This is a genomic window from Limimaricola cinnabarinus (assembly GCF_047631075.1).
GTDB lineage: Bacteria > Pseudomonadota > Alphaproteobacteria > Rhodobacterales > Rhodobacteraceae > Limimaricola > Limimaricola cinnabarinus.
Window position 1 is genome coordinate 1 of the sequence record NZ_JBLHYX010000002.1, and the last position, 24,042, is coordinate 24,042.

Annotated in this window: 24 protein-coding genes, 1 tRNA gene and 1 riboswitch; of the genes, 12 read left to right on the plus strand and 13 right to left on the minus strand. The window is 67.0% G+C overall.

Going from position 1 to position 24,042, the window contains the following annotated elements; all coding sequences use genetic code 11:
- Positions 1-266: 266 nt before the first annotated feature.
- From msrQ to ACJASC_RS01845, 4 genes are all read right to left on the minus strand, one after another.
- A complete protein-coding gene (gene msrQ / locus ACJASC_RS01830; RefSeq protein ID WP_415143066.1) occupies positions 267-896 on the minus strand; it encodes a protein-methionine-sulfoxide reductase heme-binding subunit MsrQ in 630 nt (209 codons plus the stop codon).
- Positions 896-1,795: a protein-methionine-sulfoxide reductase catalytic subunit MsrP gene (msrP, locus tag ACJASC_RS01835; RefSeq protein ID WP_415143068.1), complete on the minus strand. Its 900-nt coding sequence runs from the start codon at positions 1,793-1,795 to the stop codon at positions 896-898. The genes msrQ and msrP overlap by 1 nt, the downstream gene beginning before the upstream one ends.
- 151 nt (positions 1,796-1,946) lie before the next feature.
- Complete coding sequence (gene clpB, locus ACJASC_RS01840; protein ID WP_415143070.1) at positions 1,947-4,562, minus strand: ATP-dependent chaperone ClpB; 2,616 nt, start codon at positions 4,560-4,562, stop codon at positions 1,947-1,949.
- A 173-nt stretch (positions 4,563-4,735) separates the two neighbouring features.
- Positions 4,736-5,098: a hypothetical protein gene (locus ACJASC_RS01845; protein WP_021694983.1), complete on the minus strand. Its 363-nt coding sequence runs from the start codon at positions 5,096-5,098 to the stop codon at positions 4,736-4,738.
- 144 nt (positions 5,099-5,242) lie between these two features.
- Between ACJASC_RS01845 and pyrF the strand changes: the two genes are divergently transcribed.
- Positions 5,243-5,974, plus strand: coding sequence for an orotidine-5'-phosphate decarboxylase (pyrF, locus tag ACJASC_RS01850; protein ID WP_415143072.1), 732 nt, complete (start codon positions 5,243-5,245; stop codon positions 5,972-5,974).
- Positions 5,975-6,079: 105 nt separating this feature from the next.
- A complete protein-coding gene (locus ACJASC_RS01855) occupies positions 6,080-6,292 on the plus strand; it encodes a hypothetical protein (RefSeq protein WP_021694985.1) in 213 nt (70 codons plus the stop codon).
- A 70-nt stretch (positions 6,293-6,362) separates the two neighbouring features.
- Here ACJASC_RS01855 and ACJASC_RS01860 read toward each other — a convergent pair whose 3' ends face one another.
- Entirely contained in the window at positions 6,363-7,604 is a 1,242-nt protein-coding gene (locus tag ACJASC_RS01860) for a D-amino acid dehydrogenase (RefSeq protein ID WP_415143074.1), read from the minus strand.
- A 118-nt stretch (positions 7,605-7,722) separates the two neighbouring features.
- A riboswitch (glycine riboswitch) is annotated at positions 7,723-7,814 on the minus strand.
- A 190-nt stretch (positions 7,815-8,004) separates the two neighbouring features.
- Here ACJASC_RS01860 and ACJASC_RS01865 point away from each other — a divergent pair.
- Positions 8,005-8,769 (plus strand): aldolase/citrate lyase family protein, encoded by a 765-nt coding sequence (locus tag ACJASC_RS01865; RefSeq protein ID WP_415143076.1) that lies wholly within the window; start codon positions 8,005-8,007, stop codon positions 8,767-8,769.
- Here ACJASC_RS01865 and ACJASC_RS01870 read toward each other — a convergent pair.
- A complete protein-coding gene (locus ACJASC_RS01870) occupies positions 8,766-8,906 on the minus strand; it encodes an NUDIX hydrolase (RefSeq protein ID WP_415143078.1) in 141 nt (46 codons plus the stop codon). The genes ACJASC_RS01865 and ACJASC_RS01870 overlap by 4 nt on opposite strands.
- A gap of 54 nt (positions 8,907-8,960) precedes the next feature.
- Complete coding sequence (locus ACJASC_RS01875) at positions 8,961-9,137, minus strand: NUDIX domain-containing protein (RefSeq protein WP_415143080.1); 177 nt, start codon at positions 9,135-9,137, stop codon at positions 8,961-8,963.
- 64 nt (positions 9,138-9,201) lie between these two features.
- On the opposite strand from ACJASC_RS01875, the gene ACJASC_RS01880 reads away from it, so the two are divergent.
- Complete coding sequence (locus ACJASC_RS01880; RefSeq protein ID WP_415143082.1) at positions 9,202-10,455, plus strand: DNA polymerase IV; 1,254 nt, start codon at positions 9,202-9,204, stop codon at positions 10,453-10,455.
- On the opposite strand, the gene ACJASC_RS01885 is transcribed toward ACJASC_RS01880, so the two are convergent.
- The 3 genes from ACJASC_RS01885 to ACJASC_RS01895 form a co-directional block, all read right to left on the minus strand.
- Positions 10,452-11,330: a lytic transglycosylase domain-containing protein gene (locus ACJASC_RS01885; RefSeq protein ID WP_021694990.1), complete on the minus strand. Its 879-nt coding sequence runs from the start codon at positions 11,328-11,330 to the stop codon at positions 10,452-10,454. The genes ACJASC_RS01880 and ACJASC_RS01885 overlap by 4 nt on opposite strands.
- 50 nt (positions 11,331-11,380) lie before the next feature.
- Positions 11,381-13,174, minus strand: coding sequence for an SLC13 family permease (locus ACJASC_RS01890; RefSeq protein ID WP_415143084.1), 1,794 nt, complete (start codon positions 13,172-13,174; stop codon positions 11,381-11,383).
- A gap of 82 nt (positions 13,175-13,256) precedes the next feature.
- Positions 13,257-14,114, minus strand: a complete 858-nt coding sequence (locus ACJASC_RS01895; RefSeq protein ID WP_045320225.1) for an N-formylglutamate amidohydrolase — start codon at positions 14,112-14,114, stop codon at positions 13,257-13,259.
- Positions 14,115-14,267: 153 nt separating this feature from the next.
- Between ACJASC_RS01895 and ACJASC_RS01900 the strand changes: the two genes are divergently transcribed.
- Together ACJASC_RS01900 and ykgO are read left to right on the plus strand one after the other, a co-directional pair.
- Positions 14,268-14,342, plus strand: a tRNA-Val gene (locus tag ACJASC_RS01900).
- An 81-nt stretch (positions 14,343-14,423) separates the two neighbouring features.
- Entirely contained in the window at positions 14,424-14,549 is a 126-nt protein-coding gene (gene ykgO, locus ACJASC_RS01905; protein ID WP_008884645.1) for a type B 50S ribosomal protein L36, read from the plus strand.
- Between the two features lie 156 nt (positions 14,550-14,705).
- Here ykgO and ACJASC_RS01910 read toward each other — a convergent pair whose 3' ends face one another.
- The 3 genes from ACJASC_RS01910 to ACJASC_RS01920 all read right to left on the minus strand — a co-directional run bounded on the left by ACJASC_RS01910 (position 14,706) and on the right by ACJASC_RS01920 (position 18,413).
- Entirely contained in the window at positions 14,706-16,370 is a 1,665-nt protein-coding gene (locus ACJASC_RS01910; RefSeq protein WP_415143087.1) for a peptidoglycan-binding domain-containing protein, read from the minus strand.
- A 177-nt stretch (positions 16,371-16,547) separates the two neighbouring features.
- Positions 16,548-17,396 (minus strand): DUF481 domain-containing protein, encoded by an 849-nt coding sequence (locus tag ACJASC_RS01915; RefSeq protein ID WP_415143089.1) that lies wholly within the window; start codon positions 17,394-17,396, stop codon positions 16,548-16,550.
- Between the two features lie 279 nt (positions 17,397-17,675).
- A complete protein-coding gene (locus tag ACJASC_RS01920) occupies positions 17,676-18,413 on the minus strand; it encodes an SDR family NAD(P)-dependent oxidoreductase (protein ID WP_415143091.1) in 738 nt (245 codons plus the stop codon).
- 229 nt (positions 18,414-18,642) lie between these two features.
- On the opposite strand from ACJASC_RS01920, the gene ACJASC_RS01925 reads away from it, so the two are divergent.
- From ACJASC_RS01925 to ACJASC_RS01950, 6 genes are all read left to right on the plus strand, one after another.
- On the plus strand, positions 18,643-19,641 hold the full coding sequence (locus ACJASC_RS01925; RefSeq protein WP_415143093.1) for a glutathione S-transferase family protein: 999 nt from the start codon (positions 18,643-18,645) through the stop codon (positions 19,639-19,641).
- 70 nt (positions 19,642-19,711) lie between these two features.
- Complete coding sequence (locus ACJASC_RS01930; protein ID WP_021694999.1) at positions 19,712-20,095, plus strand: DUF1636 family protein; 384 nt, start codon at positions 19,712-19,714, stop codon at positions 20,093-20,095.
- Positions 20,092-21,027: a threonine-phosphate decarboxylase gene (locus tag ACJASC_RS01935; RefSeq protein WP_415143096.1), complete on the plus strand. Its 936-nt coding sequence runs from the start codon at positions 20,092-20,094 to the stop codon at positions 21,025-21,027. The genes ACJASC_RS01930 and ACJASC_RS01935 overlap by 4 nt, the downstream gene beginning before the upstream one ends.
- Positions 21,024-21,929 (plus strand): adenosylcobinamide-phosphate synthase CbiB, encoded by a 906-nt coding sequence (cbiB, locus tag ACJASC_RS01940; RefSeq protein WP_415143098.1) that lies wholly within the window; start codon positions 21,024-21,026, stop codon positions 21,927-21,929. Before ACJASC_RS01935 ends, cbiB begins: the two co-directional genes overlap by 4 nt.
- Before the next feature lie 64 nt (positions 21,930-21,993).
- Positions 21,994-23,196 (plus strand): lytic murein transglycosylase, encoded by a 1,203-nt coding sequence (locus ACJASC_RS01945; protein WP_415143100.1) that lies wholly within the window; start codon positions 21,994-21,996, stop codon positions 23,194-23,196.
- 68 nt (positions 23,197-23,264) lie between these two features.
- A complete protein-coding gene (locus tag ACJASC_RS01950; RefSeq protein ID WP_415143102.1) occupies positions 23,265-24,002 on the plus strand; it encodes a MauE/DoxX family redox-associated membrane protein in 738 nt (245 codons plus the stop codon).
- Positions 24,003-24,042 lie beyond the last annotated feature (40 nt).

A 24,042-nucleotide genomic window follows, 5' to 3' on the forward strand; every position in this document is an offset into this window, starting at 1 on the left:
GTGAATAAAACAAACACGACAGCGCCCTAACTCGCGGCGCCCCGCCTCGTCCCCTTCGGAATTTCCCACCAACACCGCATCTCTGCGCCGCCGGTGAGGGGCTATCTAGGGAAAGGTTCCGACGCCCGCAAGCGGTTTTTTCCACTTTTTCATCTCATCGTCACAAATGGCAGAATATTATGCGATGGCAGGGTCTTGGGGACGTCATCATATCCGGGGGCGCCTTCGCCCGGCAATATCCTGAACACCCCTGTTCGATCGACCTATCAGGTCCCGACGACGTCGCGCCGCTTGAATGTCTTCCAGCGAATCCGGGTTGCCAGAAGCCCGAGGATCAGACCGAGATAGACCAGTGGTTCGATCTGAAACCCCTTGGAAAGCCAGATAAAGTGCACGGCGCCCAGAATCGCGATGCCATAGACGAGTTGGTGAAGGCGACGCCAGTTGCGGCCCAGCTTCCGGATCGAAAGGTTGTTCGAGGTCAGCGCCAACGGGATCAGCCCGACGAAGGCGATCATGCCCACGGTGACATAGGGCCGCTTGAGGATGTCGGCCCAGACCCGGCCAAAGCTCTGGACGTCGAGCAGGGCCCAGACCGAGAAATGAGCCAGTACGAAAAAGAAGGTCAGAAGACCGATCGCACGGCGAAACTTCAGCAGGCTGACGCGGGTGTATTTCATCAGCGGCGTCACCACGAGGCCCGCCACCAGAAGCTTGAGCGCCGTATCACCGTATTCGCGCTCGAGCGCGTTGATCGGCTCAACGCCCAAACGTCCCGTCAGCGCTTGCCAGAAGAGGAAGGCTGCCCAAAGCGCCCCAAGCACATAAAGCGACCATGTGGGCACGCGGCGCAGCACGCCATTGATCTTCTGAGCGGTGGTGAGCGGCCGCGCCATCAGAACTGCGCCTTGAGATCCATGCCATCATAGAGCGCTGCAACCTCATCATAGCCGTTATACATCAACGTGTCCTGACGCGCCGAGAACAGGCCGCCGCCGATGCGCCGCTCGGAGGATTGGCTCCAGCGGGGATGGTCCACAGTGGGGTTCACATTGGCATAAAAGCCGTATTCCGAGGGCGCGAGGCGGTTCCAGGTGGTCGGCGGCTCATCCTCGACGAGGGAGATGCGGGTGATCGACTTGATCGATTTAAAGCCGTATTTCCACGGCACCACGAGGCGGATCGGCGCGCCGTTCTGGTTCGGCATCGGCTTGTCATAGAGGCCGGTCGCCAGAATCGTCAACGGATGCATCGCCTCGTCGAGACGTAGCCCCTCCACATAGGGAAAATCGAGCACACCGCGGCGCACGCCAGGCATGTTGTCGGGCTGCACGGCGGTCTCGAAGGCGACGTAGCGCGCGTTGGATTGCACCCCCGCCCGGTCGAGGATGTCCTTCAGCTCGATCCCCTGCCATGGCACGACCATCGACCACGCCTCAACGCAGCGCAGGCGGTAGATCCGCTCCTCGACCGTGAGGCCGGCGAGGAGTTCCGAGAGCGGGAAAGTCCCCGGATTGTCAACGAGGCCATCGACAGTGACCGTCCAATCGGAGGTGTCGAGCGCAGCGGCGTTCTTGGCTGGATCGGTCTTGCCGGTGCCGAACTCGTAGTAATTGTTGTAGGAGGTGATCTCCTCGAAGCTGTTCGGCTCCAGCGCCGCTTGGGCGCCCGCCCCCCCCGCGAGGCCCGACAGGCCCAGCGCTCCGGCCCCGGCCATGATCTGGCGGCGGTTCAGGAACATACCGCGCGGTGTCGCGTCGGCGCGGGTCAGGTCGTTCATCCAGCGATGGGCCATTCGGGGTCTCCTCTGCGTCTTCGAATTATCTAGGCACGTTACCCGAGAGCGCCATGTTGCAGGCGTCACGATGCGTTGACGCCGTGTAATGTACAAAGGCCCCGGCGGATCGCTCCGCCGGGGCCACCGCGCCAATAAGGCGCGATCTGTGTCAGTGCAGCACCGCACCCTCGGGCTTGGGCCGGGCCGTACCGGAGACCCGGTCACCGACGATCAGCCCGTCGGCCCCGGCACTTACCTGCACCGACTGGCCGTCGCGGATATCCCCCGCGAGGATCATCTCCGCGAGCTGGTCCTGCAGCGCCCGCTGGATCACCCGCTTCAGGGGCCGTGCGCCGAAGACCGGGTCATAGCCCTCCTCGGCCAGCCACGCCTTGGCCGGATCGTCGAGGGTCAGGGTGATGTTGCGCCCCGCCAGCCGCTTTTCGAGACGGCTCAGCTGGATCTCGACGATGCCCGACATGTCCTCTCGGCCCAGCCGGTCGAAGATGATCGTCTCGTCCAGACGGTTCAGGAATTCGGGCCGGAAATGCGCCCGCACCGCATCCATCACGTCGCGCTTGGCGCGCCCCGCATCGGCCCCATCCGGCAGCTGGCTCAGCGCCTGCGCCCCGAGGTTCGAGGTCAGCACGATCAGCGTCTGCTTGAAGTCCACGCGCCGACCTTGGCCATCGGTCAGCACGCCGTCGTCGAGCACCTGCAGCAGGACGTTGAAGACATCGGGATGTGCCTTCTCGACCTCATCGAACAGGATCACCTGATAAGGCCTGCGCCGCACGGCCTCGGTCAGCACGCCGCCCTCGTCATAGCCGACATAACCCGGAGGCGCGCCGATAAGACGGGCGACCGCGTGCTTCTCCATGAATTCAGACATGTCGACGCGCACCATCGCCTGATCATCGTCGAAGAGGTATTCGGCCACGGCCTTGGTCAACTCAGTCTTGCCCACGCCGGTCGGCCCGAGGAACAGGAACGAGCCAAGCGGTCGATTCTCGTCGTTGAGCCCGGCGCGCGCGCGGCGCACGGCGTTGGCTACCGCCCGCACGGCGGTCTGCTGGCCGATGACGCGACGACCCAGCTCCTCTTCCATGCGCAGAAGCTTCTCGCGCTCGCCTTCAAGCATCTTCGAGGTCGGGATGCCGGTCCAGCGCTCCACCACCTCGGCGATCTGCTCGGGCCGCACCGCCTCCTCGACCATCAGCGGGTCGTCAGAGGTTTCGGCATGGCTCAGCTCACGCTCAAGCTGCGGGATCACGCCGTAGCTGAGCTCGCCTGCCTTCGCGAGATTACTCTCGCGCTTGGCGATATCGAGCTCGGCGCGGGCGCGGTCGAGACGCTCCTTCAATGTGCGCGAGCCTTCGAGACGGTCGCGCTCGGCCTGCCACTTGGCAGTCATCGCGTCGGCCTTTTCGGTGAGGGCACCGAGCTCTTCCTCGATCTTTGCCAAGCGCTCCTTGGAGGCCTCGTCATCCTCGCGGCGCAGCGCCTCGGCCTCGATCTGCATCTGCAAGATCGAGCGGTCGAGCGCGTCGAGCTCCTCGGGCTTGCTGTCGACCTCCATGCGCAGACGGCTCGCGGCCTCATCCACGAGGTCGATCGCCTTGTCGGGCAGGAAGCGGTCGGTGATGTAGCGGTGCGACAGCTGCGCCGCCGCGACGAGCGCCGAGTCCGAGATCCGCACCCCGTGGTGCAGCTCGTATTTCTCGCGGATGCCGCGCAGGATCGAGATCGTGTCCTCCGGCGTCGGCTCCTCGACCATCAGAGGCTGGAACCGACGGGCAAGAGCGGCGTCTTTCTCGACGTATTTGCGATACTCATCGAGGGTGGTGGCGCCAATGCAGTGCAGTTCGCCGCGCGCCAACGCGGGCTTGATCAGGTTGGCCGCATCCATCGCACCGTCGGATTTGCCCGCGCCCACGAGGGTGTGCATCTCGTCGATGAACAGGATGACCTCGCCCGCCGCGGCCTCGATCTCCTTCAAGACCGCCTTCAGCCGCTCCTCGAACTCGCCGCGATACTTCGCCCCCGCAATCAGCGCGCCCATGTCGAGCGACATCAGCCGCTTGTTGCGCAGGGATTCGGGCACATCACCGTCAATGATGCGCAGCGCGAGGCCCTCGGCGATCGCGGTCTTGCCGACGCCCGGCTCGCCGATCAGCACCGGGTTGTTCTTGGTGCGGCGCGACAGCACCTGCATGGCGCGGCGGATCTCCTCGTCGCGACCGATGATCGGATCGATCTTGCCCTGCTCGGCGGCCTCGGTCAGGTCGCGCGCGTATTTCTTGAGCGCCTCATAGCCTTCCTCGGCATTGGCGCTGTCGGCGGTACGCCCCTTGCGCACGGCATTGATCGCCGCGTTGAGCGATTGGGCCGAGACCTTTCCGGCGTCGAGTGCCTCCTTTGCCTTGGACTTCACCATGGCCAGCGCCATGAGAATGCGCTCGGCGGGCACAAAGCTGTCCCCGGCCTTCTTGGCGATCTGCTCGGCCTCGTCCAGCACCTTGCCGGTGGATTGGTCGAGATAGGTCTGGCCCGCGTCGCCCGACACCCTGGGCAGCTTGGACACGGCGGCATCGACCGCCTCGCGCACGCGGGCCGCGTCGCCGCCCGCATTGGTGATGAGGTTGGTGGCAAGGCCCTGATCGTCATCCATGAGCGCCTTCAGCAGGTGCTCGGGCGCGAGGCGCTGGTGGCTTTCGCGCATCGCGATGGTCTGCGCAGCCTGAACGAAGCCGCGCGAACGCTCGGTGAACTTGTCGAGGTTCATCTGTCTCTCCTTGATCAAAGCGCCCGGTGAAAGAACGCCCGCTCTGGCGGCGCGCCCCGGTTCGGGCCTCTGCTCGGAAAATGGGAGGCGAGAGGGCGTTGCGCAAGTATCACAGTCGCAAAAAGGGCCACCGGAACGCGCCCGATGGCCCTGTTGTCAATGACTTGCGTCGATCACTCGGAGGGGGGCACGGGGTCGAGGCCACCATCGTCATCGACGTTGTCATCCTCGGGTTCGCCGAGGCTGTCGCTGTCGCTGTCGGCCACGCTCGGGCGCACCATGTCGTCGGGGGTCTGCGGCTCGGCCGCGTCGGTCTGGGCGTCGTCGATAATCGCGTCGTCGGGCTCCGCATCGCCGGTCTCGCCCGTCGTGTCGGGCGACTGGCTCGGCACCTCGAGCGGCGCGGTGTCGAACTCTTCGGCCTCTTCTGCGCGGAACCAGCCGCCGACCACGAGGAAGATGACGAGAAGGATGAATCCCATCGGGATCATCGCGTAGAGCAGCGCGCGGCGCGAGCTGCGGGGTTTGTCGGCCATGTCGGTCTCCTTGGCTGAGGCGCGAGGCCCCTTTCACAGGCGCAACGCCGCCCCCGCCCGCGCGTTCCCATACCCCCGCGCTTGACGCGGCCGTGCGCCGCGCGCCAAAAGCGCGCGACCCCCCAAAGCCCCGGAGAGCCCGCCATGACCGTCCCGATCCCCGCCGATGACCGCCTGATCGTTGCCATTGACCGTCCCGACGCGATCTCGGGGCTCAAGCTCGCCGAAACGCTCGGTGACGCGGTGTCGTTCTATAAGATCGGGCTGGGGATGCTCACGGGGGGCGGCCTCGCGCTGGCGCGCGAACTCAAGGACGAACACGGCAAGCGCATCTTTCTGGACATGAAGCTGTTCGACATCGGGGCCACGGTCGAGGCGGCGGTGCGCGGGCTGGCACAGTTCGACCTCGATTTTCTGACCGTCCATGGCGATCCGCACGTGGTGCGCGCCGCGCGCGAGGGCGCGGGCGGTAAGGAGATGAAGATCCTCGCCGTGACGATCCTGACCTCGCTCGATCGCGACGATCTCGACGAAGGGATGATGCGCGCGGGCGACGTCACCCAGATGGTGGTGGAGCGCGCCGGCCGCGCGCTCGAGGCCGGGGCGGACGGGGTGATCGCCAGCCCGCAGGAGGCGGCGCTGATCCGGGCGCTGCCGCAGGCGGCGGGCAAGCTCATCGTCACGCCGGGCGTGCGCCCCGTAGGGGCGGCGCTCGGCGATCAGAAGCGGGTAATGACGCCCGCGCAAGCGATCGCGGCAGGGGCCGATCACGTCGTGGTCGGTCGGCCGGTGTGGCAGGCCGAAGACCCCCGCGCCGCCGCCGAGGCCATCACCAGGGAAATGATGTCGCCGCAGGCCTGCACACCGAACGCCTAATGGGATCACAGGATCGAGATCAAAGAGTCTTCGTCGCCACAGGGAACCGAAATCGCGTATTGGCGGTTGACGAACCAGAAAAAGCGAGCAGCGGAGACACTTCGAATGCAGACCATCAGACTCGGCGACGTGCGCTACAACGCCCAGATCGGTGCCTTCGAGGCGCGCGTGGACGTGGACCGCAACGGCACCACCTACCGCTACCCCTGCCAAGTGGCCGGTCCGATCGACATGGATGCGGGCCATGTGCGCGCCAGCCTGACCCGCCATGCGATGCGCATGTCCGACAGTGGCGCCTCGCTCTGGTCGCATCTCTGAGATTTTCGCTCTTCCCCGATACGAAAAGGCCCGCCAACAGGCGGGCCTTTCTTGTGACAAGCAGGCCTGATCAGGCCGCTTGTACTGTCATGTTGTGAAAGTCGCGCACCAATTGGCCTTCGCCGATTGTCTCGCCCAGCGCCTCGGCGGTCGCGGCCGAAAGCGTCCAGCCCAGATGCCCGTGCCCGGTGTTGTAGAACACGCCGGGACGGCGGCCCGCGCCCACTTTTGGCATCATGTTCGGCATCATCGGCCGCAGGCCGGCCCATGGCACGCAATGCTCGGTCGATACGCCCGGAAACAGCCGCTCGACCCAATCGACCAGCGGCTTCACGCGATCCGAACGGATGTCACGGTTGTAGCCGTTGAACTCGGCCGTCCCTGCCACGCGGAACCGGTCCTCGCCCAGTCGCGAGGTGACGATCTTGGCCTTGTCATCAAGGAGCGAAATATGAGGCGCGGCGGCGCGGCTCGCCGCGTCGCGCAGGTTCACGGTGATGGAGTAGCCCTTCACGGGGTAGATGTTCACCCGGTCGCCGAGCTTCGCCGCAATCGCGCGCGAGCCGACGCCGGCACAGACCACCACGCCGTCGAAACGCTCGGGCTCCCCGGCCGTCACGGTAACACCGTCATCATGCGCTGCGACATCGGTGATCTCCGCCCCCATCCGGAACCGCACACCCTGCCCCGCCAGCCAATCGGCGAGCCCGGTGGTGAACTTGTGGATGTCGCCGGTGGAATCGCTTGTCGTGACGAAGCCGCCAGTGAGGGGCCCGGTCAGCTGAGGCACCCGGGCCCGTACCTCATCGGGGCTCAGCTCGTCGCGCCGCAGCCCGCCCTGCGCCAAGAGCTTGTTGACCCGCCGCCCATCCGCAAGGTCCCTCTCGGTCTGGTAGAAATGTACGATCGAGGCGGGCGAGAAGTCGAAGTCGATCCCCGCCGTCTCGGCCATCTCGCGCATCCCGGCCCGCGCTGCGATGGCGAGTTTCGTGGTGGCGACAGTGTTGGCCTCGTAATTGCGGATCTGCCCGAGAAACTCGGCCATCCAGCTCAACTTGTGCCACGACGGCTTGGGGTTCACCGACAGGGGCGCGTCGGGCTTCAACAGCCACTTCGTGCCCTTGAGCACGGTGGCCCAGCGGTTCCAGACCTCGGCGTTCGAGGCTGAAAGCTGGCCGCCATTGGCAAAGCTCGTCTCCATCGCGGCATAGCGCTGCCGATCGAAGACGGTGACCTCGTGGCCCCGTTTCCACAATGAATAGGCGGTGGTGACGCCGGTGATCCCGGCGCCCAAGACGGCGTAATGCGGCATTTGGCCTGCTCCAGTGCGCCCCTTCCGTCCCTGGTGCCTGAGAGCTTCGTCGTCCCCGCATCATGCGGATCGCGACTTTCCCCTTCGGCGGGCCTTTCAGCCTCTCTCCGGATGTCATGCGGCCCGACCGGTCCTTTTGCCTGAGAGATCGCGGGGCGCGCGACTGCTCCTTCGGCGGCAGACCGTCCTGCTCTCTCCCGGCAGGACCGTTTCCTATAGGAAACATACGCCAAGCGAGATCGTTCCGCCAGAGCATGTCTTGCAGGACCCGCACCGGTCGTTCGAAACGCGTGACATTTCCGCCGCCGCGCTTGCAACCGCCCGGAATCGCGCCGATCCTTTGATAGGGACCGGCCTTTCGACGTCGGCGGGGGCCCGCGCAGCGCGCAAAGGAGACGCCATGGAGAACCCGAAGAACCAGTTCAAGGCAGCCCTGCGCGAAGGGCGCCAGCAGATCGGTCTGTGGAACATGATCACCGGCCCGCTGGTGCCCGAGGCGCTGTCGGGGCTGGGCTATGACTGGGTGGTGATCGACACCGAGCATTCGCCCACTGACGTCTCCGACGTGCTACCGGCACTGCAGGCCATGGCGGCCGAGCCCGGCACCTCCGCTGTGGTGCGGCCCGCCTGGAACGACCCGGTCCTGATCAAGCGGCTCTTGGATTTCGGCGCGCAGACGCTGCTCATTCCTTACGTGCAATCGGCCGAGGAGGCGCGCGCTGCCGTTGCCGCCACCCGCTACCCGCCCGTTGGCATGCGTGGCGTGGCCGGGCTGCACCGGGCGACGCGCTATGACCGGATCGGCGACTACATGGCCCACGCGCATGAGGAGACCTGCGTGCTGGTGCAGGTCGAGACCCGCGCCGCGCTTGATCGGCTCGAGGAAATCGCGGGGGTGGAGGGGGTCGACGGCGTGTTCATCGGCCCCGCCGATCTCGCCGCCAGCCTCGGCCGTCCGGGGCGGCAGGACCATCCGGAGGTCGTCGAGGCGATCATGGGCGCGATCGACCGGCTCGGCGCCTTGGGCGTGCCAGCGGGCATCCTGACGCTCGACGGTAATTTTGCGCAGGCCTGCATGGCGCGTGGCACCCGCTTCACCGCCGTCGGCATCGACGCTTCTCTCATGCTGTCGGGCGCGCGCGATCTTCTGGCGCGGTTCCGCTAGAGCGACTGCCAGAGCCTGAGCCGCGCCTGCAGGGCTGGCACCGCGTCGGGCGCGGCCAGAAAGGTCTCGGGCGTCATCAGCGCCCAGCCTTGCCCCTCATCGCCGAGAACGATCTCGGCCTCGGCCGTCGCCGCCATGCGCAGCACGTAGAACCAGACGAGGCCGGAGCGGATGACGCCGTCGAAGCTCCGCTACCACAGCATCTCGGCCCGGCCCATCTCCAGCCCCACCTCCTCGCGCATCTCGCGGGCCAGCGTCGCCTCGTGACTCTCCCCGCTCTCGCGCCCGCTGCCCGGAAAATCCAGCGCGCCGGGAAAGGCGATGTCAGGCCGGTCGTCGCGCCTGATCACGAGCAGGCGATCGCCCACAAACAACGCTGTTTTCGCACCGTCGAAGCTTTCGCCGCCTCATGCCCGGCTATATGATGTCGCCATGCCGTCCCTTTGCCGCGCCTGTCTCCATGCCTTCGAGGCGGGCAAACGCTGCCCCGCCTGCCGCAGCCCGCGCGTCACATCCCATTCCGAACTGTTCACGCTCTCCATCGCACACATGGATTGCGACGCCTTCTTCGCCAGCGTCGAGAAGCGCGACAACCCCGATCTGGTCGAGAAGCCGGTGATCGTCGGCGGCGGCAGGCGCGGCGTCGTCTCGACCGCCTGCTACCTCGCGCGCATCCGCGGCGTGAAATCGGCGATGCCGATGTTTCAGGCGCTCAAGCTTTGCCCCGACGCGGTGGTGGTAAAGCCGCGATTCGAAGCCTATTCCGAGGCCTCCCGCGCGATCCGTGCGATGATGGAGGAGATGACCCCCGCGATCGAGCCGCTGTCGCTCGACGAGGCGTTTCTCGACCTCACCGGGACCGAACGACTGCACGGCGCGCCGCCTGCTGTGATGCTGGCGCGACTCACACGCCGGATGCAGGACGAGCTGGGCCTCACCGGTTCCATCGGACTGTCGCACAACAAGTTTCTCGCCAAGATGGCCAGCGATTTCGACAAGCCGCGCGGCTTTTCGGTGATCGGCAAGGCGGAAACCGTCGATCTTCTGCGCCCCAAGCCGATCGGCCTGATCTGGGGCGTCGGGCCGCAGGCGCAGGCCAGCCTCGACGCCGTCGGCATCCGCACCTTCGAGGACGTGCTGCGCTGGGAGCTTTCCGATCTCGTGCGGCGCTTCGGGGGCTTGGGCGAGCGGATCTATCACCTCGCGCGGGGTGAGGATCGCAGACGGGTCACGGCACATGAGCCGGTCAAGGGCATCTCCAACGAGACCACCTTCGAGACCGACACCCGCGACCCCGAGATCCTCGACGGCCATATCTGGCGCATGGCCGAGAAGGTGTCGTCGCGCGCCAAGGCCCGCGATCTCGTGGGCCGCGTTGTGACGCTCAAGCTCAAGCGGGCCGATCACACGCTGCTGACCCGCCGGGTCAGCCTGCGCGCGCCGACACAGATCGCCGATACGCTCTACCGCACCGCGCGCGGGTTGTTCGACGGGCGCGGCGAAAGCGGTGCCTATAGGCTCCTGGGTGTCGGGTTGTCAGAGCTGTCACCGGCGGCAACCGCGCCCTCCGAGGCGGACCTGCTCGATCCAGGCCGCGCCGCACGGGAGCGGGCCGAGAGGGCGGCGGACGCGATCCGCGCGCGATTCGGCGCCGAGGCGATCCTCAAGGGCCGCGCGCTGCGCTAGTTCTTCAGCACCATGCAGGGTGCGCCCGCCGCGCGCAGCCTTGAACAGAGCGCGTTGGCCTCGGCCCGGCTTTCGCGGCCGATCTGGGCGACGTGACGCCGCGCCGGCTGACCCGGAAGCCGCGACCGGGTGAAGGCCACCTGCTCGGAGCCGATCACCCCGCCTGCCTGCCGTCGAATCTGCGCCAGCCGTTTCTCCACTGCGCCGCGTCCCGGCGCCGAAGCGAGGATCACGCCCCATGGCAGGATCGGCACCGTGACCCGGAACTGTGCGATGCTGCGCCCCTTGGCCTGCTCTAGGCAGGCCTCTTGGAATGGCCGGCCCGAGGCCAAGGTCAGGTCGATCTTCTCGGGCGGGCTGTCGCGCCAGTCGCGCGCGGCAAAGCCGGTGATCGCCTGCACGTAGGCCTCCGTCTCGCCGGGCAGCCAATCATTGCCGGCAAGGAACTTCTCGGCCCGGGCTTCGCCCGCATTGTAGGCGACGGCGGCAAGACCGAGGCTGCCAAAACGTTCGGCCAGTTCCGCGAGATAGGCGGCTGAGGCGGCAAGAGCCTGAACCGGGTCGAACGGGTCGGCCAAACCACGCAGCTTGGCGGTACCGGGCATGAACTGCGCGATGCCGAGCGCGCCCGCCGGGCTTACCGCGCCCGCGTCGAACAAGCTCTCGCGCCACAGCAACCGCGCGAAGAATCCGACGTCGAGCGCGTTGCGGTCCGCAAAGGTCTCGATGGCGGCGCAGACATCGGGGATATAGCTGTCGAGCGCGATGCAAGGGCCGCCCCCCGGCAGGCAGCGCCGCTCGGACGCCTCTTGGGCGCTGATGGGCGGGGCGAAGAGCGCGAGGGCAAGCGACAGGGCAACGAGAATACGGGTCATGCGGTCCAATGTCGGTCAAAGCGCGCTGAGAGGGAAATCAACTTCATGCCTCAACCCGGTGTCAGCGGAAACACCAGCGGAATCACCAGCACGGCCGCCAGCCCGACGATCAGGTTCATAGGCAGGCCGATCTTGAGGAAGTCCGAGAACCGGTATTCGCCCGCGCCATAGACCAGTGTGTTGGTCTGGTAGCCCACCGGCGTGGCGAAACTGGCGGAGGCCCCCATCATCACCGCGACCACCAGCGCACGCGGATCGACCCCCGTCTCCTGCCCCAGTGCCACCGCGATCGGCGTGACCACCACCGCCACGGCGTTGTTGGTGACCGTCTCGGTCAGGATCGATGTGAGCGCATAGAGCGCCGCAAGAAGCGCGATCGGCGGCAGACCTTCGAGCCACGGGGCCAGAGTATCGACGATCAGCGCCACCGTGCCGGTCTCTTCGAGGCCCACGCCGACGATCAGCATCGACAGGATCAGCACCAGGATGCCCGCATCGACCGAGCCCCATGCCTCGTCGTTGTCGATGCAACGGCACAGCAGGATCGCCGCCACCGCCCCCAATGCCAGCAGCGAGATCGGCGCCACATCAAAGGCTGCGAGACCGACCACCGCAAAGAGGGCCAGAAGCGCCAGCGGCGCGCGGCGGCGGCGATAGGCGCGCCCCGAAGGCCGGGTGACAGAGACCAGCTCGCCTCCCTGCGCGAGGCGGTCGAATCCTTCCGTCGTGCCTTCGAGCAGAAGCTTGTCGGCGGGGCGGAGCCGGGCCGAGCCGAGATCGGCCCCCGGCACATGGCCCTGCCGATGCGCACCCAGCACCCGCAGCCCGTAGCGATACCCCACCGAAAGCTGCGAGACGGTGTCGCGCGGGCTGCCATGGGTCGGCGTCACCATTGCCTCGGCGACGACGAGATCCTCCTCGCTCGCCCGGCCGCCGGTGCCGCGCCGCAGGCCGACACCCAGCCCCGCGATGTCCCGAAGTGTCAGGATCTCCGAGGTCGTGGCCATGGCGACGAACACGTCCCCCGCCGAAACGACATGCTCGTCGAGATTCGAGCGCCGCAACCGCGCGCCTTCGCGCCGCGCCGTGATGCGGATGCCCGGTCGGCTCAGATCGGCCACCTCTGCCAAGGGCTTGCCGAGACCGGGATGGCCCTCGAGCAAACGGATCTCGGTCAGGAACGTCGTCTCATTGGCACCCGCGTCGTTGCGCGCCCGCCGGTCGGGCAGAAGCCATGGCCCCAGCACCGCCAAGGCCACGCCGCCCACCGCGCCCAGGGCGAGGCCCACGGGCGCGATCTCGAAGATACCGAAGGGGGCCAGACCGCGTTCGGCGGCAACGCCGGCCACCAGCAGGTTGGTGGAGCTGCCGATCAGGGTGAGCGTGCCGCCCAGCACCGCCGCATAGGACAAAGGGATCAACAGTCGCGTCTCGGCGATACCGAGCGACCGGGCGAGGCGAATCATCACCGGGATCAGGATCAGCACCACGGGCGTATTGTTGACGATGCCCGAGGCCAGAAGCGTCGCGGTCAGGAACACCGCCACGGCAACCTTGGGCCGTGTCTCGGCCCGCGCAATGACCAGTGCGGCGAGCGCGTCGAGAAGCCCGGTGCGCACCAGCGCGCCGGAAATCACGAACATCGCCGCGATGGTGATCGGCGCGGGGTTCGAGAACACCCCGAGCACCTGCTCGGACGGCGTCAGCCCCAGCGCCACGAACAGCGCCGCCGCACCGGCGGCGGTGACGTCGGGAGGAAACCGTTCCAAGAGGAAGGCCACGAACAACAGGCCGAGCAGCACAAGGGCCACGACCGGCTGAAGCTCCACGGGTATGAGGGGCAAGACCGATCCTCCGGGGTTGATGGTCGGCCCCGGACGGGCCGCATCCGTTCAACCAGCGCGGCGGGCCGCCGGTTCCGCGCTTCTACTCTGCCGCGACCCGCTCGGCCTCGGAGCGCCCGATCGCCGCAATCTGCGCGATCACGCGGTCGAGCCGCGTGCGGAACGCGTCGAAACCCGCATGGGGCACAACCAGCGCCTCGTCCATGTAGAGCGAGCGATCGATCTCGATCTGGATCGCGTGCTGGCGCCGCGAGGGGCGGCCATAGGCCTGCGTTACATAAGCGCCTGCGAAGGGTGTGTTGCGGGCCACCCGCAGACCGGCCGAGACAAAGGCCGCCTCGATGCGCGCCATGACCCGGGGTGCCGCCGCTGCGCCGAAGCGATCGCCGAGCACCACATGCGGACGCCGCCCGCCGGGGCCGCCCGCCAGTTCGATCGCCTCATGCGGCATCGAGTGGCAATCGATCAGGATCGATTCGCCGAACTCGACATGGCTCTCGGTCAAAAGGTCCTGCAGCGCCGCGTGATAGGGCGTCCAGCAGCTGTCGATCCGTTCATGTGCCTCATCGAGTTCGATCTTGCCTGAATAAATCGCCCGCCCCCCCGCGACGACACGCGGAATTACCCCCAGCCCGCTGGCCACGCGCGGGTTGTGGGGCCGTCGCGCCACGCCTTCGATCAATGCGGGGTCGAACTCGTCCGAGGCCCGGTTGAGATCGACCCAGGCGCGCGGCGCGCGTGCTGCCAGAAGCGGTGCGCCGTGCAGAGGTGCCGTTTCGAAGAGCCTGTCGACGAAGGCGTCTTCCGAGGATCGGATCTGCCGGGCGTCGAGTTCGCTGCGCAGCAACAGCGACGCGGGATAGTCGCGCCCCGAATGCGGCGAGGCGAAGACGACGCAGCTGGTGCGCACCGCCGGTCTGATCAGGTCGAAGGCGGCCATGCGCGCGAACTCCACAAAAGGGCTCCGACAGAATAGATAGCCCGGAAACTTCTCATGCCAAAACCCCTTGAACCCCCCAGCCGTTCCCCGTATAGCACCGCTCACCCGGCGCCGAACGGTGGCTCTCAAGAGACACGGAACGGCGGCAGGCAAGGGCGGTTAGCTCAGCGGTAGAGCACTTCGTTGACATCGAAGGGGTCACAAGTTCGAACCTTGTACCGCCCACCACGGATTTCACCGGCCCCCTTTTCGGGGGCCGAATTTTGCAACCACGGCGCAATCGCCGCGCCGCGACAAGGAGAGCACCCCATGAAGGTCGCCAACTCGCTTCGTTCGCTCAAGCAGCGCCACCGCGATTGCCGCGTCGTGCGCCGCAAGGGCCGCGTCTACGTCATCAACAAGACGCAGCGCCGCTTCAAGGCCCGTCAGGGCTGAAGCTGGCCACCTGCCCGTTCCGGGCAGACCAAGGATTGAGGGTCGTCTTCGCAAGGAGGCGGCCCTTTTTCTTCGTGCCAAGGGCGCTTTGCGCCGATGCCGGGGGCCATGGAGCCCCGCCCGAAGCTATGCGATTCGGGCGGAGTGAATCTTTGCTTATTGGTCGACGATTCCCTGAACGGAATCGGCCAGGAGCCGCACCACCGTCGCCTCGTCGAGATAGCCCGACGCCTCGATCTCGCGGTTGCTCTGATAGCGACGAATCGCGCGGCGCGTGGCTTGGTCGAAGGTGCCGTCGACCTCGCCCGGCTCCAGCCCCTGCGCATCGAGCCGCTGCTCCACCAGCCGCGCTGTCAGCGCGTTGAGGCCCAGATCCCGCTCGAGCTGCTCCGCCGCGGCCCGCGCATCGCTCTGCGCCACCTCCTCGCTCAGGGCCGCGACCTTCGCTTCGGCCTCGGCCTCGAAACTGCCCTCGGGAAAGGCGCTCTGGTAGTCGCGATAGGCCTCGATGGTATCGGCCTCGCGCGCCCGGTCCCACGCGGCGCTGTCCTCGACCTGCGCGGCGCGGCGCTTTTCCTCCTCGATCAGCGTCAGCCGGTCGGCGGCGGTCTCGGCGAAGACCCCGTCGGGATAGCGGTCGAGATAGGCCCTGAGCCCCGGCTCGTCGCCGCGCGCGCCGGTCTCGTCCCAGAACGAGCGATCCTGCCGCGCCGCCTCTTGCCGCTGCCGTTCGGCCTGAGCCTCCAGTTCGGCGTTGCGGCGCGCGGCCTGCGCGTCGATGCGGCCGATCTGCTCGGGGGTGAGATAGGAGGTCTGTGCGAAGCCGTTCTGTTGCTGCCAGTTGGTGATCGCCTGCCGCGTGCCGGGGCCGAAGATGCCGTCGATGCCCCGGGTATTGAACTCCAGCAGGCTCAGGCTGCGCTGCAGGTCGCGGCGCTGATCGCGCGACAGGCCGATCGCTTCCTCGGCAAGCCGCGCGTCGCGGTTCGGCTCGGCGATGATCGCGGCGATGGCGGCCTCGGCGGCTTCGGCCTGCGCGCCCTGCGGATAGCGCGAGAGATAGTCGCGATAGGCCTCGATGCTGCCCAAGGCCACCGTGCCCTGCCACAGCGCCTCTTCGGCGGCCGGGTCGGCCCGTGAAGCGGTCGCGGCGGCAGGGGTGTCAGGCTGCGCCGGCATGAATATCCGGGCGCGCGGCAGATAGCCCTGCGCTTCAAGCCCCTCCGCCTCGGCGATCGCGCGGGACAGATCGGCGCGCGGCTCGGCCAGCGGGCCGGTCATGAACTGCGCCACCGCGCGTGGGCTACCCGTGAGGACGGTGACGCCTTGCGGGATCTCGAGCGCGCCCAGCCCCTCGCCGACCCAAGGGTCGTAGCGGTTCGAGCCGCCATCCTCGACACCCAGCAGCAGCAACGCGCGGCCCGGCGCCTCGGCGAGAGCCCGCAGCACCCCTTCCACCGGCAGTGCCGCCGCCCCCGGCGTCAGAAGCCCCGGACCATCGGCCTCGGCGGTCAGGAACCAGCTGCGTGCCCCGTCGGTGGCGAATCGCCCCGAAAGCGCCACCACGAGCCGATTGCCCTCGGGCACCTGTTCGAGCCAGTCGCGCGCGGTCTGGGCGGTGCTGTCGGCGCGGCCATTGGGTAGCGCGAAGACCGAAAAGCCCAGATCCCGCAGCGGCTCGGCCGCGCCGAGAATCTCGGTGCCGCGCGACAGCCGGCCCAATGTTTCGTAGCGTTCCGTGCCCAAGAGCAGGGCCGCGTCCTGCGCCATGGCCGCACCGGCCCACAACAATATGGCGGTGCTTGTCAGCAGATGGCGCATGGGAGTCCTCCGTGATGCCTCTGCACCAGACTGACCCGGTCCGGCGGCAGCTTCAAACAACATCTTCGCGCATCGTCGGCTTCCGGGAACGTATGGCCCCAAGGTGGCCCTCAAAAACGGAAAAAGGGAGACGGGTTTCCCCGCCTCCCTTTCCGGAATGCAACCGATCGAGGGAGATCAGTTGAAGGAGTAAACGATCGACACGCCGAGGGTGTTGTCGGTGTCGTCGAAGCCGGGCTCCGGATCGGTGCGGTACTCGGTGTACAGGTTGGTGCGCATCGCCAGAGCGTCGCTCATCGAGACGGTCACGCCGAAATCGTTGGTGACGTAGGTGTCACGGTCCGAAGCGATGACGTCGGTGTCGTTGGTGATGAACAGGTCCGGCGAGATCCGGTTGTAGTAGTTCGACGACACGGAGAGAGCGGCCTCGTCGATTTCCTCGCCATCAGCGGTCTCGAGGTAGCGGTAGCCCGGGCCAGCCTGGATCGACCACTGCACGTCGGGGGTGTTGAACACGCGGTAGCCCACGCCGGCGCCGATGAAGGCATCGGTTTCGAAGCTGTCGTCCTCGTCATAGGCCACGACGGCGGTGCCGAAGCCGTAGAACGTGTCCGAGAAGTCGCGGGTGTAGTCGTAGCCGGCGAGCAGACGGTTCAGGTCGTCCGCGTCGTCCTCGGCGTCGAAGTAGCTGTAGCTCAGCTTGACTTCGTGGCCGTTGACGCCGTCGAAGAAGCCGAAGCGAGCGCCGAGGCCGATGGTCGAGGTGTCGGTGTTGCCGCTGGTGGCGGTGCCGCGGGCCGAGATCGAGCCGGTGAAGCCGAGTTCACGACCTTCGTTGCCGAAGGTGGGGGTGTCGACTTCGAAATCGTCCTCGATGTCCTCGTCCAGATCCTCGAGGTTGTCGTCGAGCTGGTTTTCGTTGCTGAAGACCGGGCTGTTCACGTCGTCGAAGCTCTGCGCCATGGCGGTGGTGCCGACGAGGCCGAGGATGGTCGATGCCATCAGCAGTTTGTAGGTGGCGTTCATTTCAGTGTCCTTTTCGATTCCAGAGTCCGACCACAGGCCGGGTCCGTTACGGGTTCCATGGTCGTTGAACGCGCCTCTCGCAAATCTGGTCCCGACGTTCAACCGATGCTCGGCGGCCGGGTCATTTTTGCAACAGGGCCGCACATCGCCCCTCTCTCACAGGGCATATGAAGTCCGACGATGAATCGTCAAACGAAATTGCCGCAGCGTCAGGGAGCTGCCTGATTTGCGCCACATTCACGTGCCAAATCTGCAACACCCCCATTGATGCGCCCCAAGTCATTTCCGTGCAAACAACCTGAAATACGCCCAATCCGGCAGGAACTGCGCCGCTCGCAGCGGCAGCGACGCGCCATAGGGGAAATTGATCTTGAAACGATCGGAACTCATATGCTCGAACATCTCGCGCGCGGCGCGGGCGGGCTCCATGACGAAGGACGTATCGCCTTCTCCTCTTTCGCGCAGACGGGTCCGGATCGCACCGGGATTCACAAGCTGGACCTCGACCCCGGTGTCGCGCAGATCGTGGCGCAGTGATTCCGCAAGATGCATCACGGCGGCCTTGGAGGCGCCATGGCCGATCGAGCCGGGCAAACCCCGGAACCCGGTCAGCGCCCCGGTCAGAACGACATGGCCGTGGCCCCGCTCCAGCATGCCGGGAAGCGCCGCGCCGATCACCCGGCTCGCTCCGAGGTAATTGACCTGTGCCATCTCCTCGATCCGGTTCTGATCCCAGTCATCCGCCCGCATCGGCCAACGCGTGCCAGCGAGATACACCACCCCGTCGATCTCGCCCACGGTCCCGGCCGCCTCGGCCACCGCCTGCGGGTCGGTGACATCGAACGGCAGCGCCGTGGCGCGACCGGGTAGCGCCGCGGCCAGCGTCTCCAACCGCTCGCGCGAGCGCGCGCTCACCACCAGATCCGCGCCCACCTTGCTCAGGCAAAAGGCCAATTCGCGCCCCAGACCCTCGCTCGCGCCGATCAGCCAATACCGTTTGCCCTGCCAGTCCCTCATGCCCCGCTCCTCTCGCCTCGTATCCTGCATCTGCCGCCCTTCCCTCGGGAAAGGCCTTGGTCCACACATAGCGGCGTGTCGAACGCCCGCCAGTGATCGGAGCGGTGGACGCGGCGCGCTTCGGGCATCTTGCGCCATGCCGCACAGGAGCTGTTCGGCGCATCGGCCTCACATCCGCGCCTCCGCGCCCTAGATCCATGCCCAAGCGCAGCAATCACGGGATCTGAAAATGGGCCAGCTTCAGAACGGCGAATGGCACGACGTCTGGTACGACACCAAGTCGACGGGCGGAAAATTCGAGCGGACGACGACAACCTTCCGCAACTGGGTTACCACGGACGGTCGGCCCGGCCCCTCCGGCGAAGGCGGCTTTCCGGCCGAGAGCGGGCGCTATCACCTCTATGTCTCCTATGCCTGCCCTTGGGCGCACCGCGCCCTGATCTTCCGGGCCCTGAAGGGCCTCGAAGATCATATCGGCGTCAGCGTCGTGCATCCCGAAATGCTGACGGAGGGCTGGGAATTCCGCATGGATTTCAAAGGAGCGACCGGCGACGGCCTGTTCGGCCTGCCGTTCCTGCGCGACATCTACGTCAAGGCCGACCCGAACATCTCGGGCCGCGTCACCGTGCCGGTGCTTTGGGACACCGAACGCGGCACCATCGTCTCGAACGAGAGCGCTGAGATCATCCGCATGTTGAACGGGGCCTTCGGCGGCCTGACCGGCAACCATGACGACTACTGGCCCGAAGCGATGCGCGACGGGATCGATGAGGTCAACGAGCGGGTCTATCACACGGTGAACAACGGCGTGTACAAGGCCGGTTTCGCCACCTCGCAAAGCGCCTATGACGAAGCGGTGGTTGCGCTGTTCGACAGCCTCGACTGGCTCGAAGATCGCCTCGCGGACAAGCGCTACCTGATGGGCGACCGGATTACCGAGGCCGACTGGCGGCTTTTCACCACGCTGATCCGCTTCGACGCGGTCTATCACGGGCATTTCAAATGCAACCGCCGCAAGCTCGTCGAGTACCCGAATCTTTGGGGATACACGCGCGAACTCTATCAGGTGCCCGGCGTGGCCGGGACCGTGCATTTCGATCACATCACGCATCACTACCACTACAGCCACGAGAAGATTAACCCGCATCGCATCGTGCCGATCGGGCCGGATCTCGATCTCGACGCGCCGCATGGCCGCGACCATCTGGAGGCGCGCGACGTCGCCTAGGGCCTCGCGCTGCCTTCATCCCGCCCCGTCCCGCTTGTGGACGGGGCGGTTTTGGGTTTGAACCCTCGCCATGAGCACACAAAGCCCCCCCACCTGGATCACCATCTGCGACACCTGCAAGCGCGAGGGCTGGGACGACGCCTCCGGCGCGACCGATGGTGAGCGCCTCGCCGCCCTCGTCGAGGAAGCGGCCCGAGGCCGTCCGGTGCGCACGCGCCGCGTCTCGTGCCTTATGGGCTGCCAACAGGGCTGCAATGTCGCGGTGCAGGCGGCGGGCAAGCTGAACTACACTCTGGGCCGGTTCGAGGTTTCCGAAGAGGCCGCGCAGGGCATCGTCGACTGGGCGGTGCTGCATGGCGAGAGCGCCAGCGGTCAGGTGCCCTATCGAACGTGGCCGCAGGCGGTGAAGGGGCATTTCGTGACCCGCCACCCGCCCCTGCCCGACGCCGAATGAGCGGCGCGCGCGATCACGGCGGCGGGCTCGACGCCGCCATCGCACGGCACGGCGGCGCGCGCGATGGCTGGCTCGACCTGTCGACCGGCATCAATCCCGTTCCCTACCCCGTAGGCGCGCTGCCCTTCGACGCATGGACCGCGCTACCGGACCGGGCCGCGCAGGACCGTCTCATCGCCGCGGCGCGCCGGTTCTGGCGGGTGCCAGAGGGTGCCGCGATCCTCGCCGCCCCTGGCGCCTCGGCCCTGATCGCGCGGCTTCCCCGCCTTGCCCCGACCGGCGCGGTGCGCATCCCCGGCCCCACCTACAACGAACACGAAGCCGCCTTTCTTGCCGCCGGTTGGAAGGTCTCGACCCGTTCCTCCAAGGCGCAGGTCGCGGTGCACCCAAACAACCCGGATGGCCGCATGTGGCAGGCCTCCGAGATCACCGCCGGCTTCGCGGTGATCGACGAAAGCTTCTGCGACATCCGCCCCGATGCCTCGCTCGTGGCGCTGGCGGGCCGCCCCGGCACAGTGGTCCTCAAGAGCTTCGGCAAGTTCTGGGGCCTCGCCGGGCTGCGCCTCGGCTTCGCCATCGCCGAGCCCGCCCTGATCGAGGCGCTGACCGAGAGCCTCGGGCCGTGGCCCGTCTCGGGCCCGGCGCTGGCCATCGGCGCGCGGGCGCTCGAGGATCAGGGCTGGGCCCGGACCACACGCGAGCGGCTGCGGACCGATGCCGCCCGGCTCGATACGATGTTGACCGACCGTGGGGCGCGTGTCGCGGGCGGCACCGACCTTTTTCGCCTCTACGAGGTCGATGACGCGGCTGCGTGGCAGAAGCGGCTGGCACAGGGCGGTGTCTGGAGCCGGATCTTTCCATGGTCCGCCACGCATCTGCGGCTCGGCCTGCCCGCCCCGGATCGCTGGGGGCAGATCGAGGCCGCGCTGTGAGCCTGTGGCTGCTGATCGCCATGGCGCTCGACGCGGTGTTCGGCGAACCCGATGAGATCTGGGACCGCATGCCGCATCCGGCGGTTCTGATGGGCCGGGTGGTCGGCTGGTTCGACCGAAGCCTCAACACGGGCGGCCCGGCGCGCAGCCGTGGCATCCTGGCCTGCGCGGTGCTGGTGTTTGGCGCCTATTCGTTGGGCGAGGCGCTGGCCGCCCTGCCCGGCCCCTTTGCCGAAATCCTAGTGGCGGCGATCCTGCTCGCCCAGCGCAGCCTCGTCGATCACGTCCGCGCGGTGGCCGCGGGCCTGCGGCACTCGCTCGCGGAAGGCCGCCGCGCCGTGTCGATGATCGTCGGGCGCGACACGGCGGCGATGGACGAGGCGGCGGTGGCCCGCGCCGCGATCGAGAGCGCCGCCGAGAACCTCTCCGACGGCGTCACCGCTCCCGCGTTCTGGTTCCTGATCGTCGGACTGCCGGGACTGCTGATCTACAAGATCGTCAACACCGCTGATTCGATGATCGGCTACCGCACACCGCGCTACGAGGGCTTCGGCTGGGCCTCGGCCCGCCTCGACGACGTGATGAACTGGATCCCCGCGCGCCTGACCGCGCTGCTGATCTGGCTCGTCTCCGGGCGCCCCGGCCCATGGCGCGAGATCGCGGCCGAGGCGCGGCTGCACCGCTCGCCCAACGCCGGCTGGCCCGAGGCGGCGATGGCCCGCGCGCTGGGCGTGGCCCTGTCGGGCCCGCGCGCCTATCACGGACGGATGCAGGAATACCCTTGGGTGAACCCCCAAGGCTTTCGTGAGATCGGCGCAGCTGCGGTCGAGGCGGCCTGTGCGATGCTGTGGAAGGCTTGGGCGGCGGGTCTTTGCGTGGTGATCGTGCTGGCGTGGACGTGAGTTGCCCCCCGAGGACGCGGCTGGCACGCTCCGCCGCGACCCTCAACTGACAGGACATTCGCCCATGCGCCTCAAGGCCCGTCTCGCAGCACCGCTGATCCTCGCCGCCCTTCCCGCTTTCGCGCAAGCTCAGGACGCAACCGGTCCCAAGCCGCCCTGCGGCGGCGATTTCGGGGTTTGGATCGAGGGGGTGAAGGCCGAGGCCGCCGCGATGGGCCATGCGTCCGACACGGTGAACGCCTTCTTCTCGGGTGTGCGCCCCGATCAGGCCGTGCTGCAGGCCGACCGCGCGCAGGGCGTGTTCCAGCGCGATTTCGTCGATTTCTCGCGTCGGCTGATCTCCGAGAACCGGATCGCCAATGGCCGCGCCAATGCCGGACAATACGACGCCACCTTCGACCGGATCGAGGCAGAATACGGGGTGCCGCGCGGCGTGCTTCTGGCCTTCTGGGCCTTCGAAACCGATTACGGCGCGGTGCAGGGTGACTTCAATACCGTCAACGCGCTGGCCACGCTGGCGCATGACTGCCGCCGCCCCGAGCTGTTCCGCCCGCAGCTTCTCGCCGCGGTCGAGCTTTATGCGCAGGGCGGCATCAACCCCGCTTCGACCACTGGCGCGTGGGCCGGCGAGATCGGCCAGGTGCAGATGCTACCGCGCGACATCATCGAGAACGGCATGGATGGCGACGGCGATGGCCGGGTCGATCTCAAGGGCTCGGCCCGCGACGCGCTGCTGTCGGGCGGCAAGATGCTGTCGCATCTGGGCTGGCGCGCGAACGAGCCTTGGCTTCAGGAGATCACCGTGCCCGAGAGCATGGACTGGAGCCAGACCGGCCTCGACACCGAAAAGACCGTCTCCGAATGGCAGGCGCTCGGCGTCGCGGGGCGCAATGGCAACCTCGGCCCCGCCGGTCTGCCCGCCTCGGTGCTGTTGCCGATGGGCAAGGACGGCCCCGCCTTTCTCGCCTACCCGAATTTCCGGGTCTATTTCGAATGGAACCAGAGCCTCGTCTACGTCACCACTGCTGCCTATTTCGCCAATCGTCTCAAAGGTGCGCCGGTCTATGATGCGGGCAACGCGGCCTCCGGCCTCTCGGGCGAACAGATGGTGCGGCTTCAGGAAAAACTGCAGGCGCGCGGTCATGACGTCGGCGGTGCCGACGGCATCTTGGGCGAGATGACCCGGCAGGCGGTGCAGGCCGAACAACAGCGGCTGGGCCTGCCCGCCGATGCCTGGCCGACTCCCGCCCTGCTCGAGGCGCTGTGACGTAGCGGGAACCTTCCTGCGCAGGAAGGGCGTTGCGGGGGCAACCCCGTCAGAAAGGAGCCCCCGCCATGGCCCAAGCGCAGCTCTACCGCATGTCGATGCCCAAGCACCTCTGCCCCTTCGGGCAGAAGTCGCTGCACCTATTGAAATCCAAGGGCTACGAGGTCGAGGATCACGAGTTGACCTCGCGCGAGGCGACCGACGCCTTCATGCGTGAGCACGACGTGAAGACGACCCCGCAGACCTTCATTGATGGTAAGCGGATCGGCGGCTATGACGATCTGCGCGCGCATTTCGACATGAAGCCCGCCAAGCCCGAGGGCACGACCTATGAGCCGGTGATCGCGATCTTTGGCATGGGGCTGGCACTTGCCATCGCGGTGACATGGGTGGCGCTGGGCACCTTCCTCGCGTGGCAGACCATTGGCTGGTTCATCTCGATCTCGATGTGCCTTCTGGCGCTGCAGAAGCTGCGCGACGTGGAAGGTTTCACCAACGGGTTTCTCAACTACGACCTGCTGGCGCAAAAATGGGTGCCCTATGCCTATGTCTACCCATGGGCCGAAGCGATCGCGGGCGTGCTGATGACGGCGCTGCTGCTGACATGGATCTCGGTCCCCTTGGCGCTGTTCATCGGCACGGTGGGCGCGGTGTCGGTGATCAAGGCGGTCTGGATCGACAAGCGCGAGTTGAAATGCGCCTGTGTCGGCGGCGACAGCAACGTGCCCTTGGGGTTCATTTCGCTTACCGAGAACGTGATGATGGCTGGGATGGGGCTGTGGATGCTGGTTGGGCTGCTGCTCTGAGCCTTTACAATCCGGCAACCGATGCACATTATATCGGTCA

Coding starts and splice junctions, on each gene's coding strand:
- msrQ (WP_415143066.1), bottom strand. CDS start 896: ATGGCGCGGCCGCTCACCACCGCTCAGAAGATCAATGGCGTGCTGCGC.
- msrP (WP_415143068.1), bottom strand. CDS start 1,795: ATGGCCCATCGCTGGATGAACGACCTGACCCGCGCCGACGCGACACCG.
- clpB (WP_415143070.1), bottom strand. CDS start 4,562: ATGAACCTCGACAAGTTCACCGAGCGTTCGCGCGGCTTCGTTCAGGCT.
- ACJASC_RS01845 (WP_021694983.1), bottom strand. CDS start 5,098: ATGGCCGACAAACCCCGCAGCTCGCGCCGCGCGCTGCTCTACGCGATG.
- pyrF (WP_415143072.1), top strand. CDS start 5,243: ATGACCGTCCCGATCCCCGCCGATGACCGCCTGATCGTTGCCATTGAC.
- ACJASC_RS01855 (WP_021694985.1), top strand. CDS start 6,080: ATGCAGACCATCAGACTCGGCGACGTGCGCTACAACGCCCAGATCGGT.
- ACJASC_RS01860 (WP_415143074.1), bottom strand. CDS start 7,604: ATGCCGCATTACGCCGTCTTGGGCGCCGGGATCACCGGCGTCACCACC.
- ACJASC_RS01865 (WP_415143076.1), top strand. CDS start 8,005: ATGGAGAACCCGAAGAACCAGTTCAAGGCAGCCCTGCGCGAAGGGCGC.
- ACJASC_RS01870 (WP_415143078.1), bottom strand. CDS start 8,906: ATGGCGGCGACGGCCGAGGCCGAGATCGTTCTCGGCGATGAGGGGCAA.
- ACJASC_RS01880 (WP_415143082.1), top strand. CDS start 9,202: ATGCCGTCCCTTTGCCGCGCCTGTCTCCATGCCTTCGAGGCGGGCAAA.
- ACJASC_RS01885 (WP_021694990.1), bottom strand. CDS start 11,330: ATGACCCGTATTCTCGTTGCCCTGTCGCTTGCCCTCGCGCTCTTCGCC.
- ACJASC_RS01895 (WP_045320225.1), bottom strand. CDS start 14,114: ATGGCCGCCTTCGACCTGATCAGACCGGCGGTGCGCACCAGCTGCGTC.
- ykgO (WP_008884645.1), top strand. CDS start 14,424: ATGAAGGTCGCCAACTCGCTTCGTTCGCTCAAGCAGCGCCACCGCGAT.
- ACJASC_RS01910 (WP_415143087.1), bottom strand. CDS start 16,370: ATGCGCCATCTGCTGACAAGCACCGCCATATTGTTGTGGGCCGGTGCG.
- ACJASC_RS01915 (WP_415143089.1), bottom strand. CDS start 17,396: ATGAACGCCACCTACAAACTGCTGATGGCATCGACCATCCTCGGCCTC.
- ACJASC_RS01920 (WP_415143091.1), bottom strand. CDS start 18,413: ATGAGGGACTGGCAGGGCAAACGGTATTGGCTGATCGGCGCGAGCGAG.
- ACJASC_RS01925 (WP_415143093.1), top strand. CDS start 18,643: ATGGGCCAGCTTCAGAACGGCGAATGGCACGACGTCTGGTACGACACC.
- ACJASC_RS01930 (WP_021694999.1), top strand. CDS start 19,712: ATGAGCACACAAAGCCCCCCCACCTGGATCACCATCTGCGACACCTGC.
- ACJASC_RS01935 (WP_415143096.1), top strand. CDS start 20,092: ATGAGCGGCGCGCGCGATCACGGCGGCGGGCTCGACGCCGCCATCGCA.
- ACJASC_RS01945 (WP_415143100.1), top strand. CDS start 21,994: ATGCGCCTCAAGGCCCGTCTCGCAGCACCGCTGATCCTCGCCGCCCTT.
- ACJASC_RS01950 (WP_415143102.1), top strand. CDS start 23,265: ATGGCCCAAGCGCAGCTCTACCGCATGTCGATGCCCAAGCACCTCTGC.